The organism is Mesoflavibacter zeaxanthinifaciens DSM 18436 (assembly GCF_000422365.1).
In the GTDB taxonomy this organism is placed as follows: Bacteria; Bacteroidota; Bacteroidia; order Flavobacteriales; family Flavobacteriaceae; genus Mesoflavibacter; species Mesoflavibacter zeaxanthinifaciens.
The window spans coordinates 39,461-57,408 of sequence record NZ_KE383820.1; the positions used below are offsets into that span (position 1 = coordinate 39,461).

Annotated in this window: 16 protein-coding genes; 9 read left to right on the plus strand and 7 right to left on the minus strand. The window is 33.1% G+C overall.

Annotated elements, in window-relative coordinates:
- Positions 1–79 precede the first annotated feature (79 nt).
- Genes H574_RS0112285 through H574_RS0112295 form a run of 3 tightly spaced genes read left to right on the plus strand, consistent with a single transcriptional unit; the run spans position 80 to position 4,236 of the window.
- Positions 80–1,390 (plus strand): MGH1-like glycoside hydrolase domain-containing protein, encoded by a 1,311-nt coding sequence (locus H574_RS0112285; protein WP_036227640.1) that lies wholly within the window; start codon positions 80–82, stop codon positions 1,388–1,390.
- An 11-nt stretch (positions 1,391–1,401) separates the two neighbouring features.
- A complete protein-coding gene (locus tag H574_RS0112290; RefSeq protein ID WP_027880866.1) occupies positions 1,402–3,108 on the plus strand; it encodes a sodium:solute symporter family transporter in 1,707 nt (568 codons plus the stop codon).
- Between the two features lie 3 nt (positions 3,109–3,111).
- On the plus strand, positions 3,112–4,236 hold the full coding sequence (locus H574_RS0112295) for a glycerate kinase (RefSeq protein WP_027880867.1): 1,125 nt from the start codon (positions 3,112–3,114) through the stop codon (positions 4,234–4,236).
- Positions 4,237–4,244: 8 nt separating this feature from the next.
- Here H574_RS0112295 and H574_RS0112300 read toward each other — a convergent pair whose 3' ends face one another.
- The 3 genes from H574_RS0112300 to H574_RS0112310 all read right to left on the minus strand — a co-directional run bounded on the left by H574_RS0112300 (position 4,245) and on the right by H574_RS0112310 (position 5,700).
- Positions 4,245–4,502 (minus strand): DUF3098 domain-containing protein, encoded by a 258-nt coding sequence (locus tag H574_RS0112300; protein WP_027880868.1) that lies wholly within the window; start codon positions 4,500–4,502, stop codon positions 4,245–4,247.
- Positions 4,503–4,542: 40 nt separating this feature from the next.
- The gene (locus tag H574_RS14665) at positions 4,543–4,686 is read right to left on the minus strand and encodes a hypothetical protein (protein WP_155912670.1); all 144 of its coding nucleotides are present in this window, start codon (positions 4,684–4,686) and stop codon (positions 4,543–4,545) included.
- A 138-nt stretch (positions 4,687–4,824) separates the two neighbouring features.
- Positions 4,825–5,700, minus strand: coding sequence for a cell division protein FtsX (locus H574_RS0112310; protein WP_027880869.1), 876 nt, complete (start codon positions 5,698–5,700; stop codon positions 4,825–4,827).
- A gap of 127 nt (positions 5,701–5,827) precedes the next feature.
- On the opposite strand from H574_RS0112310, the gene H574_RS0112315 reads away from it, so the two are divergent.
- From H574_RS0112315 to H574_RS0112330, 4 genes are all read left to right on the plus strand, one after another.
- Positions 5,828–8,878: a leucine--tRNA ligase gene (locus H574_RS0112315; protein ID WP_027880870.1), complete on the plus strand. Its 3,051-nt coding sequence runs from the start codon at positions 5,828–5,830 to the stop codon at positions 8,876–8,878.
- A 454-nt stretch (positions 8,879–9,332) separates the two neighbouring features.
- A complete protein-coding gene (ald, locus tag H574_RS0112320; RefSeq protein ID WP_027880871.1) occupies positions 9,333–10,433 on the plus strand; it encodes an alanine dehydrogenase in 1,101 nt (366 codons plus the stop codon).
- Between the two features lie 95 nt (positions 10,434–10,528).
- Positions 10,529–11,239, plus strand: coding sequence for a zinc metallopeptidase (locus H574_RS0112325; RefSeq protein WP_240471271.1), 711 nt, complete (start codon positions 10,529–10,531; stop codon positions 11,237–11,239).
- Positions 11,240–11,336: 97 nt separating this feature from the next.
- The gene (locus H574_RS0112330) at positions 11,337–12,044 is read left to right on the plus strand and encodes a Bax inhibitor-1/YccA family protein (protein WP_027880873.1); all 708 of its coding nucleotides are present in this window, start codon (positions 11,337–11,339) and stop codon (positions 12,042–12,044) included.
- A 191-nt stretch (positions 12,045–12,235) separates the two neighbouring features.
- Here H574_RS0112330 and H574_RS0112335 read toward each other — a convergent pair whose 3' ends face one another.
- Together H574_RS0112335 and H574_RS0112340 are read right to left on the minus strand one after the other, a co-directional pair.
- Positions 12,236–12,706, minus strand: coding sequence for an Lrp/AsnC ligand binding domain-containing protein (locus tag H574_RS0112335; RefSeq protein ID WP_027880874.1), 471 nt, complete (start codon positions 12,704–12,706; stop codon positions 12,236–12,238).
- A 191-nt stretch (positions 12,707–12,897) separates the two neighbouring features.
- Complete coding sequence (locus H574_RS0112340; protein ID WP_027880875.1) at positions 12,898–14,262, minus strand: saccharopine dehydrogenase family protein; 1,365 nt, start codon at positions 14,260–14,262, stop codon at positions 12,898–12,900.
- A gap of 109 nt (positions 14,263–14,371) precedes the next feature.
- Between H574_RS0112340 and H574_RS0112345 the strand changes: the two genes are divergently transcribed.
- Together H574_RS0112345 and pckA are read left to right on the plus strand one after the other, a co-directional pair.
- Positions 14,372–14,761: a DUF423 domain-containing protein gene (locus H574_RS0112345; RefSeq protein ID WP_027880876.1), complete on the plus strand. Its 390-nt coding sequence runs from the start codon at positions 14,372–14,374 to the stop codon at positions 14,759–14,761.
- 66 nt (positions 14,762–14,827) lie between these two features.
- Positions 14,828–16,444 (plus strand): phosphoenolpyruvate carboxykinase (ATP), encoded by a 1,617-nt coding sequence (gene pckA, locus H574_RS0112350; protein WP_027880877.1) that lies wholly within the window; start codon positions 14,828–14,830, stop codon positions 16,442–16,444.
- Between the two features lie 80 nt (positions 16,445–16,524).
- On the opposite strand, the gene H574_RS0112355 is transcribed toward pckA, so the two are convergent.
- Together H574_RS0112355 and H574_RS14875 are read right to left on the minus strand one after the other, a co-directional pair.
- Entirely contained in the window at positions 16,525–17,274 is a 750-nt protein-coding gene (locus H574_RS0112355; protein WP_027880878.1) for a uroporphyrinogen-III synthase, read from the minus strand.
- A gap of 22 nt (positions 17,275–17,296) precedes the next feature.
- Positions 17,297–17,941, minus strand: coding sequence for a DUF4271 domain-containing protein (locus H574_RS14875; RefSeq protein WP_027880879.1), 645 nt, complete (start codon positions 17,939–17,941; stop codon positions 17,297–17,299).
- Positions 17,942–17,948: the final 7 nt, after the last annotated feature.

The following is a 17,948-nucleotide window of genomic DNA, read 5'->3' on the forward strand; positions in this document are numbered from 1 at the left end:
TTTAATTATGTCTTAAAGCATTGGTATTATTTATCGTAATGCCGATGCTTTTTTTACAATTTTTATATTAAACCAAACTATGAGTAAAGACAACCTACAAGAAAAAGCAAAACATATTCTTAATACTAATTTTAATGAAGATAAAGGATTTACAATACCTTGTGAAGGCTTATATCCTTTTCAGTGGAATTGGGATTCAGGCTTCATAGCTATCGGATTTGCCCATTACGATAGTAACAAAGCAAAACGAGAAATAGAAGCATTATTAAGCGCACAATGGGAAAATGGATTTATTCCTCACATCGTATTTCATAACGATAGTGACACCTATTTTCCTGGTCCAGATTTTCACTTATCAAAACTTCATCCATTAGCATCTAAAAGTCATAGAACAACTGGTATGACGCAACCGCCAGTACTGGGATTTGTGCTTAAAGAAATTTATGATATTGTAGATGATAAAGAGGATATGCTAAATTTTATCAAGCAAAACATAGATAAAGTTTTTTTTAACCATCAACATTTTTACAACCACAGAGACCCAAATCAAGAAGGATTAGTCTTCATATATCATAATTGGGAATCTGGTACAGACAATTCACCAATTTGGGACGATATTTGGGAGACTATGGATCCGCCAAACTATAAGTTTGAAAGACGAGATACCACACACGTCGATGCAGCACAAAGACCAACAAATAGAGAGTATGATTACTATCTTCATTTAATTGAAATTGCAAAAGCGCATAATTATGATGACGCAAAAATTGCAGAATTATCACCATTCTTAGTACAAGACCCATTATTTAATGCTATGCTTATTAAATCTAACGAAGCATTAATTGAGTTGTATGAAATGATTGGCGATTCAGAAGATAAAATAAGTACATTAAAAGCTTGGCAAGAAAAGGCAATAACAAGATTTAACGAAAAGCTTTATAACGAAAAATTAGGAGGTTACGTACACTACGATTTAAGAAACGAAAAGCAGATAGAACATCTTTCGTCTTCATCTTTTGCACCTTTATTTTCCAATATACCAACAAAAGAACACGCTGAGGTAATGGTAAAAACGCTAATTGAAAAATTTGGAGGAGAAGACCGTTATCTTTGTGCATCTTTCGACCCAGAAAGTGATAGATTTAACCCAAAAAAATATTGGCGTGGACCAATTTGGATAAACCTTAACTGGATGCTTTATAACGGACTAAATAATTATGGGTTTACAGATATTGCTAATCGTGTAAAAGAAGATTCTATAACACTAATCGAAAAATATGGTTTTTACGAATATTTCGATTCTAGAAAATCTGTAACAGAAAATGCTGGTTACGGAGGGAATAACTTTTCTTGGAGTGCAGCATTATTACTAGATTTATTAAAAGACTAAAAAGCAACTAAATGAATTGGCTAGATTACACCATTATAATTGTTTACCTCATAGGTTTTGTGGCTATGGGCTATTTCTTCAAAGAAAATAAAGATTCTAAAGATTATTTTTTAGGAGGAAAAAGCTTAGGTTGGTTTCCACTAAGTTTATCAACTATGGCAACCCAATTATCTGCCATTAGCTTTATTTCAGCACCAGCTTTTGTTGGTTTAAAAGCTAACGGAGGATTAAAATGGTTAACCTTTGAGTTTGGTGTTCCTCTAGCTATGATTGGTATAATGTTTTTCATAATTCCACCTTTATACAAATCTGGTATTGTTAGTATTTATGAATATTTAGAACGTCGCTTTTCTAAATCCACTCGAAAATTAATTAGTGTTGTTTTTCAAATTAGTAGAGCTTTAGGGACAGGTGTAATGGTGTTTACTATGGCGTTAATTATTCAAGCTGTAGTAGGTATAAGTTTTCATTGGACGTTAATTATTATAAGTATTGTAACACTTGTCTATTCGTATCAAGGTGGTATGAAAGCTGTTGTTTGGGGCGACGCCATACAAATGATAATTCTGTTTTCAGGATTAATAATTTGCCTTATTGTTGGTTATTCTTTAATGGAAGATACCGGAACATTTACAGGCTTTAATTCCGAAAGATTACAGGTAATAGACCTGTCAAATTTAGGAATTTTCCAAGGTGAAGAATATGGCTTTTGGCCAATGCTTTTAGGTGGTTTGTTTTTGTATTTATCGTACTACGGTACAGACCAAACCCAAGCACAACGCTTATTATCTGCAAAAGACGAGGGTACAATTAGAAAACTTTTAATGGCTAATGGACTGCTAAGATTTCCTGTAGTATTGGTATACTGTATTATGGGATTAATTATTGGCTATTTAGTTAGTAATATTCCAGAGTTTTACCAAAGCATACAAGAAACAACGCGTGTGCATTATCCTGCAGAATATGCAGCTTCTGGTATAAAACCAGATTTAATGATGCCTGTATTTATTACCAAATATTTGCCAAACGGACTAATCGGTATTTTAATGGTTGGTATCTTATCTGCAGCAATGTCTTCGTTAAGTTCTACCATTAATTCTTTAAGTGCTGTAACTATCGAAGATTTTTTTAATAGCGGAAAAAACAAGCTGTCCGAAAAACGCTATATGGTGTTATCTAAAGGGCTTGTTGTTTTTTGGGGTGTAGTTTGTATACTTGCAGCATATCTTTTTGGTAATAGCCAAAGCACAGTTATAGAGCTTATTAATGCTATTACATCCTTGTTTTATGGGCCAATATTAGCCGCTTTTGTTATTGCAATATTCTTAAAAAAAGTTAATCATATTGGTATGAATGCTGCCATTATAACATCGGTAGCAGTTAACCTTATTTTTAAATACTTACCAGAGTTAGTGTACTTTTTTACACAAGGTCAGTTTTATTCGGGTCAAGATTCTATTCATTTAGCATTAGCAGATTTAGGATATAATTATGTGCCTGATATTTTTTGGATTTGGTACAATCTCACAGGATTTATAATAGCAATTTTAGTTGCGATTTTAGTGAGTAAATTAACCCATAAAGTACCTGCAAAACAAATAGAGATGGACTATAAAGTTAGCTTTAAGGATTTATTTAAAAAGGAAAGTATTATACTAATTTCATTCTTTACTTTTATACTTATAATAAGTTCATTTTTACCTAATATCTTAAGTTAAAAAATGAAAATTGTATTAGCACCAGACAAGTATAAAGGCTCATTATCAGGCTTAGAGTTTTGTAACATCGTAGCGCCAATTTTAAAGCAAACCGTCAATGCAGAGGTTATTAACGTACCGTTAGCAGATGGAGGAGATGGTACTATTGAAGTTGTTAATTATTACCTTAACGGAAACAATATAGAAGTTGAAGTTAATAATCCGGTATTTAATAAGGTAAAGGCAAACTATCTATATGCCGAAGAGTCTAAAACAGCTTTTATAGAAATGGCTGAAGCATCAGGTTTAAAGCTTTTAAAACCAGAAGAGCAAAATTGTATGAATACCACAACCTTTGGTACCGGACAATTAATTCTCGATGCGATTAATAAAGGTGCAAAACACATCATTTTAGGAATTGGAGGAAGTGCTACTAACGATTGCGGAATTGGTATGGCAACCGCTTTAGGCTACCGTTTTTTAGATGAAACTAATAACCAAGTGAAGCCAATTGGTAGCGAGCTAATTAATATTAAATCTATTGATGATACGCATGTAGATTCACAATTAAAATCAGTTAGCATACAAATAGCATGCGATGTCACAAATCCGCTTTTTGGTACAAATGGTGCAGCACATGTATATGCAAAACAAAAAGGTGCTTCAAAAAATGATATTCTATACTTAGATCAAGGTCTTCAAAGTTTTTCAAAAGTTTTAGATGCTCATTTCAATACAAATGTTCAAGACATTGCTGGAGCAGGAGCAGCAGGCGGAATGGGCGCAGGTTGCGTTACTTTTTTAAACGGAACACTATCACCAGGAATAGAACTAGTAAAACAAATAGCCGATTTTGATAATAAAATAAAAAACGCAGATTGGATCATTACAGGAGAAGGCAAGCTAGATAGTCAAACACTTTCAGGTAAAGCAATAGATGGTATCTTAAAATCTGCAAAATCAAAAGGGATTAAAGTAGCAACATTTTGTGGTAGTGTAGATTTAAGTCAAGAGGCACTTCAAAAAATAGGCATACAATACAGCGCATCCATTATGGATAAAGCAAAAAACTTTGAAGATGCTTTAGCAAATACAGAGACTTATTTAAATCAAATCACTAAAGATTTTATACTTAAATCAAAATTATAAAGGGTAGATTAATTTTTAGGCTTAGATAGTATTGCATAAACCTGTACGCCAAGACCAATAATAACCAATGTTGGTGCTAGTCTAATGCGTCTCCAACTAAAAATTTCTGGGTTAAACACATTAGGGTCATCACTTCCACCGCCAGACATAAGTATAAATCCAAGCGCCATAAGAGCAAGACCTATGAACATAAACTTATAATTGTGCTTTTTAAAAACCAATTCGGTTTTAAGATTGTTTTTGTTCTTGTTTTTACTTTCGCCCACGATGATTTATTATTTATAAGACAAATTTAAACTTTTTAAATTAATCATATATATGTTTAATGGTATGTTTTTTTGGACTTACCTTTTCTACTTGTGCTACTTTATTATTAGCTTCTGGTTTTGCTTTGGCAATGTAAATTACAATTGCTATAAGACCTATCAATACAAACGTTACTCTTTTCATAACCGTTAATTTTAGGGATTAATTAAATTTGTTAATGTAATGGTATGGTCAGTCGCACTTAATTTTTTGGTTAAGTAAAGATAACGTGCTATTGTGTGAAGTATTGTTAACGCTAACGTTAAAAGCTGTTAAAGTTGTTTAATACAACTGGTCAGTTTTTAAATTTAAAAAACGTTGTGTAGCAAAATGTGTACTTATCCAAGTGATTATAATCCCTAATAGGAAAACGGCTAAAAATAAACCACCAATTAAGACTAAACTTTGTCTAAGTGCTAATTCTGGAAACATTTTATCGACGTAGTAAACAACAAAACCAAGTCCTATTAATGCTACAACAGCACCAAGAATACCAAGTTTTATGCTTTTCCAAACAAAAGGTCTGCGTATAAAGCTTTTTGTAGCGCCAACCATTTGCATAGTTTTAATTGTAAATCGTTTAGAGTAAACAGATAATCTAATAGAGCTATTAATTAAAAGTACAGCAATTAAAGTGAAGATAGCACTAAGCAATAATACCCAAAAGCTTATTTTTTTAACGTTGCTATTAATAAGTTCAACAAGACTTTCGTCGTATTTAACTTCGTCTACAAAGCTTTTTTCTTGTGCTAAAGCAGTTAATTCTTCTAACTTTTCGTTAGTTAAAAAATCGGCTTTCAACTTTACATCAATACTATTTTGTAAAGGATTATAACCAACTAGATCCATAAAATCGTCACCAAATTCAGATTTCATTGCTTCTGCAGCGTCGTCTTTAGATACAAAATCGGTTGTTTTTACATAGTCTGCAAGCGCTAGACTTTTTTCAAGTTGTTTTATTTCAACATCCTTAGCAGTGTCTTTTAAATACACTGTTACGTTTACGTTTTCTTTCATAAAATCGGTTACTTTTTTCGCGTTAAGCAATAAAAAGCCAACAATTCCTAATAGAAAAAGTACTAAAGCGATGCTAATTACAACTGAAAAATAAGACGAAATTAAACGTCTTTTTTGATATCTGTCAAAAGATGAACTCATAAAACGATGTTAGATTATACCGTAAAAATATAAATATTTTGGATTGCTTAATGTTTACAACGTTTAAACTTTCAACATTGTTATAATAAGTTTAAATTTGCGCTTTTATAAGCCGAAAAACAACAAGATGCAATACGATTTTAAAAAGATAGAAGACCATTGGCAACAGTATTGGGCCAAAAACGAAACTTTTAAAGCCGAAAACAACAGCGAAAAACCTAAATATTATGTGCTAGACATGTTTCCTTATCCATCTGGAGCAGGATTACATGTTGGACATCCGTTAGGGTATATTGCTAGTGATATTTATGCGCGCTACAAACGTCATAAAGGCTTTAATGTATTGCATCCGCAAGGTTATGATAGCTTTGGCTTACCGGCAGAACAGTATGCTATCCATACAGGACAACATCCTGCAATTACAACAAAAACCAACATTGCTACTTATAGAAAACAGTTAGATAAAATTGGGTTTTCTTTTGATTGGAGTAGAGAAGTACGCACTAGTAATCCAGAATATTACAAATGGACGCAGTGGATTTTCATTCAACTGTTCAACTCTTGGTATAATATAGATTCAGATAAAGCTGAAGGCATTTCAACATTAGAAACACTTTTTTCTTCAGAAGGAAATACAACAGTTAACGCTGTTTGTGACGAAACAGTTGAAACATTTTCTGCTGAAGAATGGCAAGCCTTTTCATCTGAAAAACAACAAGACATATTATTAAAATACAGATTAACGTATTTAGCCGAAACTGAAGTAAATTGGTGTCCGGCTTTAGGAACTGTTTTAGCTAACGACGAGATTGTAAATGGCGTGTCAGAACGTGGCGGTCATCCTGTTGTGCGCAAAAAAATGACACAATGGTCTATGCGTATTTCGGCGTATGCAGAGCGATTATTACAAGGTTTAGATAGCATCGATTGGACAGATGCGTTAAAAGAAAGTCAGCGTAACTGGATAGGTAAATCGGTTGGAGCATCTGTAACTTTCAACGTAAAAGATCATAACGAAACCATCGAAGTTTTCACGACAAGACCAGATACTATTTTTGGCGTAAGTTTTATGACCTTAGCGCCAGAGCACGATTTGGTTTCAAAAATTACAACACCAGAACAAAAAGATGAGGTAAATGCCTACATCGAAGCAACTGCAAAACGTAGCGAACGCGATCGTATGGCAGATGTAAAAACCATTTCTGGTGCATTTACAGGTGCGTATGCAGAGCATCCGTTTACTAAAGAACCAATCCCAATTTGGATTGGCGATTACGTATTGGCTAGCTATGGTACAGGAGCAGTAATGGCTGTGCCTTGTGGCGACCAACGTGATTACGATTTTGCTAAACATTTTAATATCGAAATCCCAAATATTTTTGAAGGTGTAGATATAAGCGAAGCAGCGTTTGCAGATAAAGAAAAAACCGTGATTGCTAATAGCGATTTCCTTAACGGAATGAACTACAAAAAAGCAACCAAACGCGCTATTTTTGAGCTAGAACAAATAGGACAAGGACAAGGAAAAACCAACTACCGTTTACGCGACGCAGTATTTAGTCGTCAGCGTTATTGGGGAGAACCTTTCCCGGTGTATTATGTTAATGGTATGCCACAAATGATAGACCAAAAACATTTGCCAATTACCTTACCAGAAGTAGAAAAATATCTACCAACCGAAACTGGCGAGCCACCATTGGGTCGTGCAGATGTTTGGGCTTGGGATACACAATTAAACCAAGTGGTTAGCAACGATAAAATAGACGATAAAACGGTATTTCCTTTAGAGCTTAACACCATGCCAGGTTGGGCAGGAAGTTCTTGGTATTTCTTTAGATATATGGAAGAACAAGCTAATCGTGGTAACGCATTTGCAACCGAAGATGCACTTAACTACTGGGAAAATGTAGATTTATACATTGGCGGAAGCGAGCACGCTACTGGACATTTATTATATGCACGTTTTTGGACTAAGTTTTTAAAAGATAGAAATTTTGTAAACGTAGATGAACCTTTTAAAAAGCTAATAAACCAAGGAATGATCTTGGGGACTAGTGCTTTTGTTTATAGAGTTGAATCTTTACCTATGACTGGAAAGAAATCAACAGGTAATATTCAAGATAATGCGGTTAGATCAATTTTTTCGTCTTCTATTTATGTTTCTGCTGAGATAGCTAAACTTATAGAAAATGATGATGTTGATAAAATTTCATCGGATTTATGGGCTAAAATTGTTGGAAGAATTAATAAAGAAATAAATGAAGTTAATGAGACTTTACCTGAAGGTGAAACGAAATATGGGCAAACTAATATGCTTAAAGTTTCTGCTTTACATGTTAAAGTTCAATATGTAAATGCTTCAGATGAATTAGATATTGAAGGCTTAAAAGAAGATAGCGAATTTGGTGACGATTTTAAAGGTGCTATTTTTATTGGTGAAAATGGAGAAATAATTGAAGGAGATAATGATGTTTACAAAGTCGGTCGCGAAGTCGAAAAAATGTCAAAATCAAAATACAACGTGGTTAATCCAGATCAAATCTGTGAAGATTACGGTGCAGATAGCTTACGTTTGTATGAGATGTTTTTGGGTCCGTTAGAGCAAGCAAAACCTTGGAATACTGCTGGTATTACTGGTGTGCATGGTTTCCTTAAAAAATTATGGAAGTTATACGTAGACGATAACGGTTTAAAAATTACCGATACAGAACCTACAAAAGACAACTTAAAAACTTTACATAAAACCATTAAAAAGGTAGAAGAAGATATAGAAAATTTCTCTTTCAATACATCGGTATCTACTTTTATGATTGCGGTTAACGAGCTAACAGCACAAAAATGTACAAGTCGCGATATTTTACAACCATTACTAATTTTAGTATCGCCATACGCGCCACATATTGCAGAAGAGTTATGGCATCAATTAGGTAATGAAATGTCAATTTCTACAGCGCCTTTCCCAGTTTTTGAAGAAAAGCATTTAGTAGAAAGCAGTAAGAATTATCCAATTTCGTTTAATGGTAAAATGCGTTTTACACTAGAATTACCTTTGGATATGAGCAAAGACGAAATAGAAAAAACCGTTATGGCTCACGAAAAAACACAAGAACAATTACAAGGACGTACACCTAAAAAAGTAATCGTCGTACCAGGTAAAATTGTGAATATCGTAGGATAAATTCCTGCAAAAGCAGGAATCTCTTTTGGATAAAATATCACACTGAGTTCATAGGAGTTTTAAATAAGAAAAGGTTGAGTCATTTCGACGCTAGGAGAAATCACATAATTATTACATATCGTGTGCGATGTCTCACGTGAATTCGACATGACATGACTAAAAAATACCACAAAAGCCTTCAATAATTTTTGAAGGCTTTTTTTATACTTCTCGATACAATTTGCTCGTACCTCATAAATCTCTCGAAGTGACGATAGTTTTAATCCCAATACGTCAGTTCGAGTGACGCGACGTAAGGAGCGTTGTATCGAGAACAAAAAATGCTAATTTTTCAAAATAAATCCTTCAAAATATCAATTCCATAAAAATCCTGTAAACACATCATTCTCTTTGGGATAGCTAAAAATTTCATTGTAATTTTCATACGCTATAATCTACAAATTCAATAAAAAAAATGAAAATCGGTATTCCAAAAGAAATCAAAAACAACGAAAATAGAGTAGGTATGACACCAGCTGGAGTTTTCGAATTAATCAAGAACAATCACATTGTTTATGTACAAAAAGATGCCGGTTTTGGTAGCGGTTTTTTTGATCAAGATTACAAAGATGTTGGTGCAACAATTTTAGATGGTATTGAAGAAGTTTATGCCTCAAGTGATATGATTGTTAAGGTTAAAGAGCCAATTGCAGAAGAGTATCCGCTTATAAAATCGCATCATGTGGTATTTACTTATTTTCATTTTGCGTCTAGTGAAGCACTGACTAAAGCTATGCTAAAAAGCGAAGCAGTTTGTATTGCTTACGAAACTGTAGAAGATATAGATGGCACATTGCCTCTATTAACGCCAATGTCTGAAGTTGCGGGACGTATGGCAATACAACAAGGTGCAAAATATTTAGAAAAACCAATTAAAGGTCGTGGTGTACTTTTAGGCGGTGTACCAGGTGTGCCACCAGGCAGAGTTTTAGTTCTTGGCGCAGGCACTGTTGGGATACAAGCCGCAAAAATGGCTGCAGGATTAGGAGCGCACGTTACTATTATGGATATAAACATGAAACAACTACGTTATGTAAATGATGTAATGCCAAATCATGTTGTTACAGAGTTTTCTAGCGAATTTAATATAAGAAAACGTATAAAGGATCACGATTTAATTGTTGGTGGTGTATTATTAAAAGGTGCAAAAGCACCAAACTTAATTACCAGAGATATGCTAAAAGAAATGCGTCCAGGAACAGTCATTGTAGATGTTGCAGTAGACCAAGGTGGTTGTGTAGAAACCTCAAAACCAACCACGCATGAAGAACCAACTTATATCATAGATGATGTTGTGCATTATTGCGTTGCAAATATGCCAGGAGCAGTACCATACACTTCAACTTTAGCTCTAACAAATGTAACTTTACCTTACGTTTTACGATTGGCCAATCAAGGTTGGAAAAAAGCTTGCGAAAACGATAAAATGTTAGCAAAAGGATTAAATGTTGTTAACGGAAAAATTGTATATCAGGAAATTGCAGAAGCTTTTAACTGGTCTGTTGATGCAGTTTAAAAAGAACTGACATTGTTTTTCTGACAAAATTACCTAACATTAAATTGGCTTACTTTTTGTTATATTTAAATCATTAATATTAAAAAGAGAAAAACATGTTTACAGGATATATGGGTTACTACATACTAATAGGTGTCATTGCATTAATAAGTGGTATGGTAAGTAGTCAATTAAAACGAAAATTTGCACATTACTCTAAGGTACATTTACGTAACGGAATGACAGGCGCACAAATAGCAGAAAAAATGTTAGCCGATCATGGTATACAAGATGTAAAAGTAATTTCTACAAGAGGACAATTAACAGACCATTACAATCCAGTGGATAAAACCGTAAATTTAAGTGAAGTGGTTTACAATCATGCTAACGCAGCAGCAGCAGCAGTAGCTGCTCACGAAGTTGGACATGCAGTACAACATGCTACAGCGTATCAATATCTAACGATGCGATCTAAACTAGTGCCAATTGTACAAGTCACATCAAGTATGTCACAATGGGTTGTAATTGGTGGTATAGTATTAATGGCATCTAATGCTTTAGGCGGTAGTGGTTTTTATGTAGCAGTTGCTGGATTAATTATGATGGGATTTGCTACCTTATTTAGTTTTATCACTTTACCTGTAGAGTATGATGCAAGTAACCGCGCATTAGCATGGTTAAAAGCTAAAAATATGGTAACTCCAGAAGAATATAAAGGTAGTGAAGATGCTTTAAAATGGGCAGCAAGAACATATTTAGTTGCAGCAATTGGTGCTTTAGCCTCATTACTATATTGGGCATTACAAGTATTTGGAAGTCGAGATTAAACAAATAAGTATTAGATTATAAATCAAGCCGAAGAGTAAAACGATTTCTTCGGCTTTTTTGTTTATATTTAAAATCTAATTAAACAATAATTTTTATATGGAAAATCAAATTCAAGGTCCAATATTAGTTGGCAATTTAGAAGATAGCGAAAAAGCTGTTTTTTATCGTAAAACTTATACTCACGTTGCATTTGCAATTTTAGCCTTTATACTACTAGAGTATATCTTTATAAGTATGTTTGAAGATGCAGTTATTTCATTAATTAACCTTATGTTTGGAAGTAGCTTTTCTTGGTTAATAGTTTTGGGTCTTTTTTGGTTTGGAAGTAGTATGGCAGATAAACTTGCTCATAACCCTTCAAAACAAACCCAATACTTAGGATTAGGACTCTATGTGCTTTTAGAAGCAATCATTTTTTTACCAATGATATATCTTGCGGCATATCATTCTACAGGATCAGAAATGTTAACTCAAGCAGCAATAATTACACTTTGCCTTTTTGCAGGTTTGACAGCTACAGTATTCATGACAAATAAGAATTTTTCTTTCCTTAAAACAGGTTTGGTTATAGGAAGCTTTGTAGCAATTGGATTAATCGTTGCAGGAACTATTTTTGGTTTTGATTTAGGACTATGGTTTTCTGTAGGAATGGTTGTGTTTGCTGGAGCAGCAATTTTATATCAAACATCTAAAGTAAAATATGAATATACTGGTGATCAATACGTAGGTGCAGCTTTGGGTATATTTGCTTCAGTAATGTTATTATTTTGGTATATACTTCAATTATTTATGTCCAGGGACTAGATTATTATTTGGGCGTTACCCACTTTTGCTTTTAATGGCAAAAGTGCGTCAGGCTTTCGCAAGTCGCAATCAAAGATGTGCTCCGACAGTTGCTCAATCCCTAACGCAAAAAAACACCTCAAAATTTTAAAATTTTGAGGTGTTTTTTTTTGTTCTTTTCTCTTTATTCTAAAAGCGTAGCGATCTAGAATCTAGATTTTAATTTGTCTTTCTATCTGTTGATCTAAAGAAATAAACGTTTCTGTTCTAGATACGCCTTCTATCGATTGAATTTGACTATTTAATAAATGCATTAAATGCGAGTTGTCTTTACAAAGAATCTTAATTAAAATACTCCAATTACCTGTAGTGTAATGACACTCGATAACTTCAGGTATTTTTTGTAATTGTTTTACAGCTTGCGGATTACTAATGGCTTTATCTAAATAAATCCCAACAAACGCCATAGTAGTATAGCCTAAAACTTTAGGATTTATGACAAATTTAGATCCAGCAATAAGTTTAGATTTTTCTAGCTTACGTAAACGTTGGTGTATTGCAGCGCCCGAAATACCAACTTGTCTAGCAATTTCTAATATAGGTGTACGGGCATCTTCCATAAGTGCGCGTAATATTTTCTTGTCAATACCGTCTATGATAATATTGTTATTTGAAGTTTTCAAAAGATTTAAGCTTATAGTTTAAAAGATAAAAGTAAGTATTTTGTTTTAAACTAAAACTTTATTTTGTGTGTTTAACTTTGGCTAGCGCGTTAGGGATAGTAATGTAAATCCCACAGCGAGGTACGAGCGAGGAATTGCAATGAATAGCCCGACCGTACCGATGTTTTCGGTACGGTAACGCTATAATAATCTTAAATATTTAAAGGATTATACCCTAAATAAGGTACTTCGGTTTCTTTAAAAATAATACCGTAGTTTTCTAATTCTTCAAGAATTGGTGTGTACACTTCTTTGTTTATAGGTAGTTGTACACCTGGTGTAGTAATTTTTTTATTTAATATGGCTAATGTAGCTATTGCAACGGGTAAGCCTACGGTTTTTGCCATAGCTGTGTAGGTTTGATCCTCGCCTAAACAAACCATTGTCGAGTCTATTTGGTGTTTTTTACCATCTAACTCGTATCCGAATTTGTGATACATCACTAGCATATCTTTGTCTTCTTGTGCTAGTGTCCAGCTATCCATTAATATTTTTTGAAGGATTTGAGCTGGTGTTCCTTTTTTAAGTTCGACCATTTTATTAGGGTTAAAAATATCAAGTTCTACAAACTTGTCCCAAACCATATCATCTTGGTCTATCTTTAATGCGTGTCTAAATTTAAGCTCTACAGAGTCTGTTGGACTGTATGGTAAAAAAGAGTTTACAAAGTCGCGGTAGCTCATGTTTTCGCTATCATCTATGGTATAGCTATCGTCTGTCATGCCTAATAAAACAAAAGCTTGCCAAGCACGAGAAAATCCTACACGACGCATTGTACCTCTGTATAATGTCCTGATATTATCTAATCCGTAAACGCTTTGGTATTTTAAAGAATCGCGATTAGCATAAGCTTCAAAGCGTCCAAAACCTTCAATTTCTAAAAATTCGGTACGTCTAAATAATCTGTGATAAGGAATATATTTATAGGTGTTTTCTTGTAAAAATTTAGCAGCGCCACCTTGTCCTGCAACAACAACATTTCTTGGATTCCAAGTAAATTTGTAGTTCCAAAGATTGTTATCACTTTCTGGCGCTACAAGTCCGCCACAAAATGATTCAAATAGTATCATTTTTCCGCCTTTATCACGAATACGGTCTATCACTTGCATAGCGCTCATGTGGTCAATACCAGGATCTACACCAATTTCGTTCATAAAAACTAAACCTTTATCCTTAACTTGTTGGTCTAAAGCTTGCATCTCGTCACTTATGTAGGATGCTGTAACCATATTTTTACCGTAGGTCACACAATCTTTAGCAACTTCTATATGAAATCTTGCAGGTAGCATAGAGATAACAATATCTGCTTTTTTAACAGCATCTTCTCTAGAGTTTTTATCAAAGACATCTAAAGTTATAGCTGTAGCATTTTTATGATTACCAATCATTTTTTTAGCATTATCAATGTCTAAATCACCAACGGTAATGTGCAGATTTTCAGTTTCAGATTGTTCTAATAAATATTTGAATAAGTAAGAGGTTGATTTTCCGGAACCTATAACTAATATATGTCGCATAAAGGTTATTAACTATTTTTAATTTTTATGTAATATTTTTAAAGTATCTTATATTTTTATACGAATTTAATAAATACTTACTGTATTTTTGTGTTAAGATTAAATTATTATGAATAAAAGAATTCTAATTTTAGCTTCATTTTTAGGTTTAACAAGCGTTATAATTGGTGCTTTTGGGGCTCATGGATTAAAGGAAGTTTTAGATGCAGAGCAATTACAAACTTTTGAAGTTGGTGTACGTTACCAAATGTATCACGCATTATTCTTGTTATTTATAGGACTTATTGATAAGATTTCAGAAAAAACAAAATCAACAATATTCTATTTAGTATTTGTAGGTGTTATCTTTTTTTCAGGCTCAATATATGGTCTAGCTACAAATGATTTAACAGGATTTGATTTTAGCAAAATAGCACTAATAACACCAATAGGTGGCGCTTTATTAATAGCAGCTTGGGCTATATTGTTAATAAACTTTTTAAAATATAAAGAGAATTAACAAGTTTTACTTAGCGTTAATTTATATTAAATTTTACCTTTGCACTTTAAACAACACAAACAAATTATGGTAAACCATACACAATCCACGAAAACGATTTCGTTAGAACAGTACGGAATCAAAAATGCACAAGTACAATATCAACTAACACCTGATCAATTACATGATGTAACTATAGAAAAAGGTTTAGGAGTAGAAGCATCTTCTGGAGCTTTAGCAATTAATACTGGAGAGTTTACAGGTCGTTCTCCTCAAGATCGTTTTATTGTAAAAGATAGTATTACCGAAGATAAAATTTGGTGGGGAGATATTAATATTCCGTTTGATTCGGATAAATTTCAGAAATTATATGATAAGGTAACCGCTTACCTTTCTGATAAAGAAGTTTTTGTAAGAGATGCGTATGCTTGCGCAGATGATAATTACAAACTAAATATTAGAGTAATTAACGAATTACCTTGGAGTAACATGTTTGCTTATAACATGTTTTTAAGACCAACAGAAGAAGAGTTAAACGACTTTACTCCAGAATGGACTGTAGTAAATGCACCAGGTTTTATGGCAGATCCAGAAGTAGATGGAACACGTCAACATAACTTTGCTATTTTAGATTTTACACGTAAAATAGCTTTAATCGGTGGAACAGGTTATACTGGTGAAATCAAGAAAGGTATTTTTTCTGCTTTAAACTTTATTTTACCAGTGTTTAAAAATACGTTGCCAATGCACTGTAGTGCTAACGTAGGTGAAAATGATGAAACAGCTATCTTTTTTGGTTTATCAGGAACAGGAAAAACAACACTGTCTGCAGATCCAAATAGAAAATTAATTGGAGATGATGAGCACGGTTGGACATCAGAAAACTCTGTGTTTAATTTTGAAGGTGGATGTTATGCTAAAGTGATAGATCTTTCTGAAGAAAAAGAACCAGATATTTTTAGAGCAATTAAAAGAGGTGCAATTTTAGAAAATGTTATTATGGATGATAATGGCGTTGTAGATTTTGCAGATACTTCAATCACACAAAATACACGTGTTAGTTATCCAATTTATCATATTGATAACATCCAAAAACCATCTATTGGTAAAAACCCTAAAAACATATTTTTCTTAACTGCAGATGCTTTTGGTGTATTGCCTCCAATTTCAAAATTAACACCAGCACAAGCTGCTTACCATTTTATATCAGGTTACACAGCTAAAGTAGCAGGTACAGAAGCAGGTATTACAGAACCAGTACCAAGCTTTTCAGCGTGTTTTGGAGCTCCTTTTATGCCTTTACATCCTACAAAATATGCAGAGATGTTAAGCAAAAAGATGAAAGAAGCTGGCGTAAACGTTTGGCTAGTTAATACTGGATGGACTGGCGGATCTTACGGTGTAGGAAGCAGAATTAAACTAAAATACACTAGAGCTATGATTAATGCGGTATTAAATGGTGATTTAGGTTTATACAATTATAACGATTATCACATTCATTCTGTATTTGGTGTAGCGCAACCAAGAAGTTGTCCAGGTGTACCAACAGAAGTTTTAAGTCCAAGAGCAACTTGGAATAATGATAAAGAATATTACAAAACAGCATTTAAATTAGCTAATGCGTTTAGAACTAACTTTGAAAAGTTTGAGTCTTACGCAAGCGAAGAAATTAGACGTGGCGGACCGCAACGTTATGCTGAGTAATACAAACCAAGTGTTAAAGTAAAAAAGCGCTATCTAAATAATTAGATAGCGCTTTTTTTATACTGTTTAAAGAGAAGTTTTTACTTTCCTTTATTTACTTCTTTAATGTATTTTTCTAAAGCCATAGTCATAGAAGGTGTTTCTGGTGTTGGTGCAGAAATGTCTACACGTAATCCTTTTGCTTCAACAGCTTTAATTGTAGTATTACCAAACACAGCAATTCTTGTATCGTTTTGCTTAAAGTCAGGAAAATTATGAAATAAAGACTCGATACCAGATGGACTAAAAAACACTAATATGTCATAGTACACGTTGGCTAAGTCTGATAGGTCACTAATTACAGTTCTGTAAAAAATAGCTTCTTTCCAATCTACACCAAGTCCATCTAATATGGTTGGTACTTCTGGTTTTAACTTGTCTGTTGTTGGTAATAAAAATTTTTCATCTTTATACTTTTTGATTAATGGCGAAAGCTCTGCGAAAGTACGTTTACCCACATAAATTTTACGTTTTCTGTAAACAACGTATTTTTGTAAGTAAAAAGCTACAGCTTCAGACTGGCAAAAGTACTTCATTGTATCTGGTACTTTAAAGCGCATTTCTTCGGCTACTCTAAAAAAGTGATCTACTGCATTTCTACTGGTTAGGATAATTGCAGTGTATTTAGTCAAATCTACTTTTTGTTGTCTAATTTCTTTTGTAGATACACCTTCTACGTGAATAAAAGGTCTAAAATCAATTTTAACTTTCTGCTTTTCTGAAAGATCAAAGTATGGCGAATTTTCAATTTTAGGTTCTGGTTGCGAGACTAAAATGGTTTTCACTTTCATAAGTATCTTTAAATTTTTAGGCCTATTTTATTGCTATAAATTGATAAACAATAAGGTAAGGTGCGATTTCGAGAGCGCAAAGATACAAAATAAAATAAAACATACTTCTTTTAAATACATTAAGATTAGCTTTAAAAAAAGTTAATAAACCTAAACTAAAAACAGTTGATCCTAATAAACTTATAATAATCAGTGTGTTAAGATTTGGAGTGACCGAGTATATTAATATTGCATTAATTGGTAGTAATAATAAACCTAGATAATTTCTATAACTAGTTTTAGTAAACAGGTAATCTTTAATAAGCAATTCTATCTCAAAAATGCTAGATAATAAACGTTCTAAAAGTACTTTTACTATAAAAAAGCAAGCTATCAAAAGTGCATATTTTAAGATTAGTAATTGCGAAATTGTCTCGCCAACCAAGCTGTTTATAAACAAGTAAAAAAAGATAGCGGCATTAAGGCTCAAGTTTATAAACAGTATGCCATCAAAAAGCTCAATAAAATGCTGATCTTTTGAAAATAACTTTGTGTATCGGTTATTAACAACTAAGTAAGAAAAAATCTCAAAACGTTTTGTGTAGATTAATTTACTTAAGGCAATACAAATTAAGCACACTATAAATATTAGTGTAATAATATCTGTATTTATAATTTCTCTAATCACGTGGTAA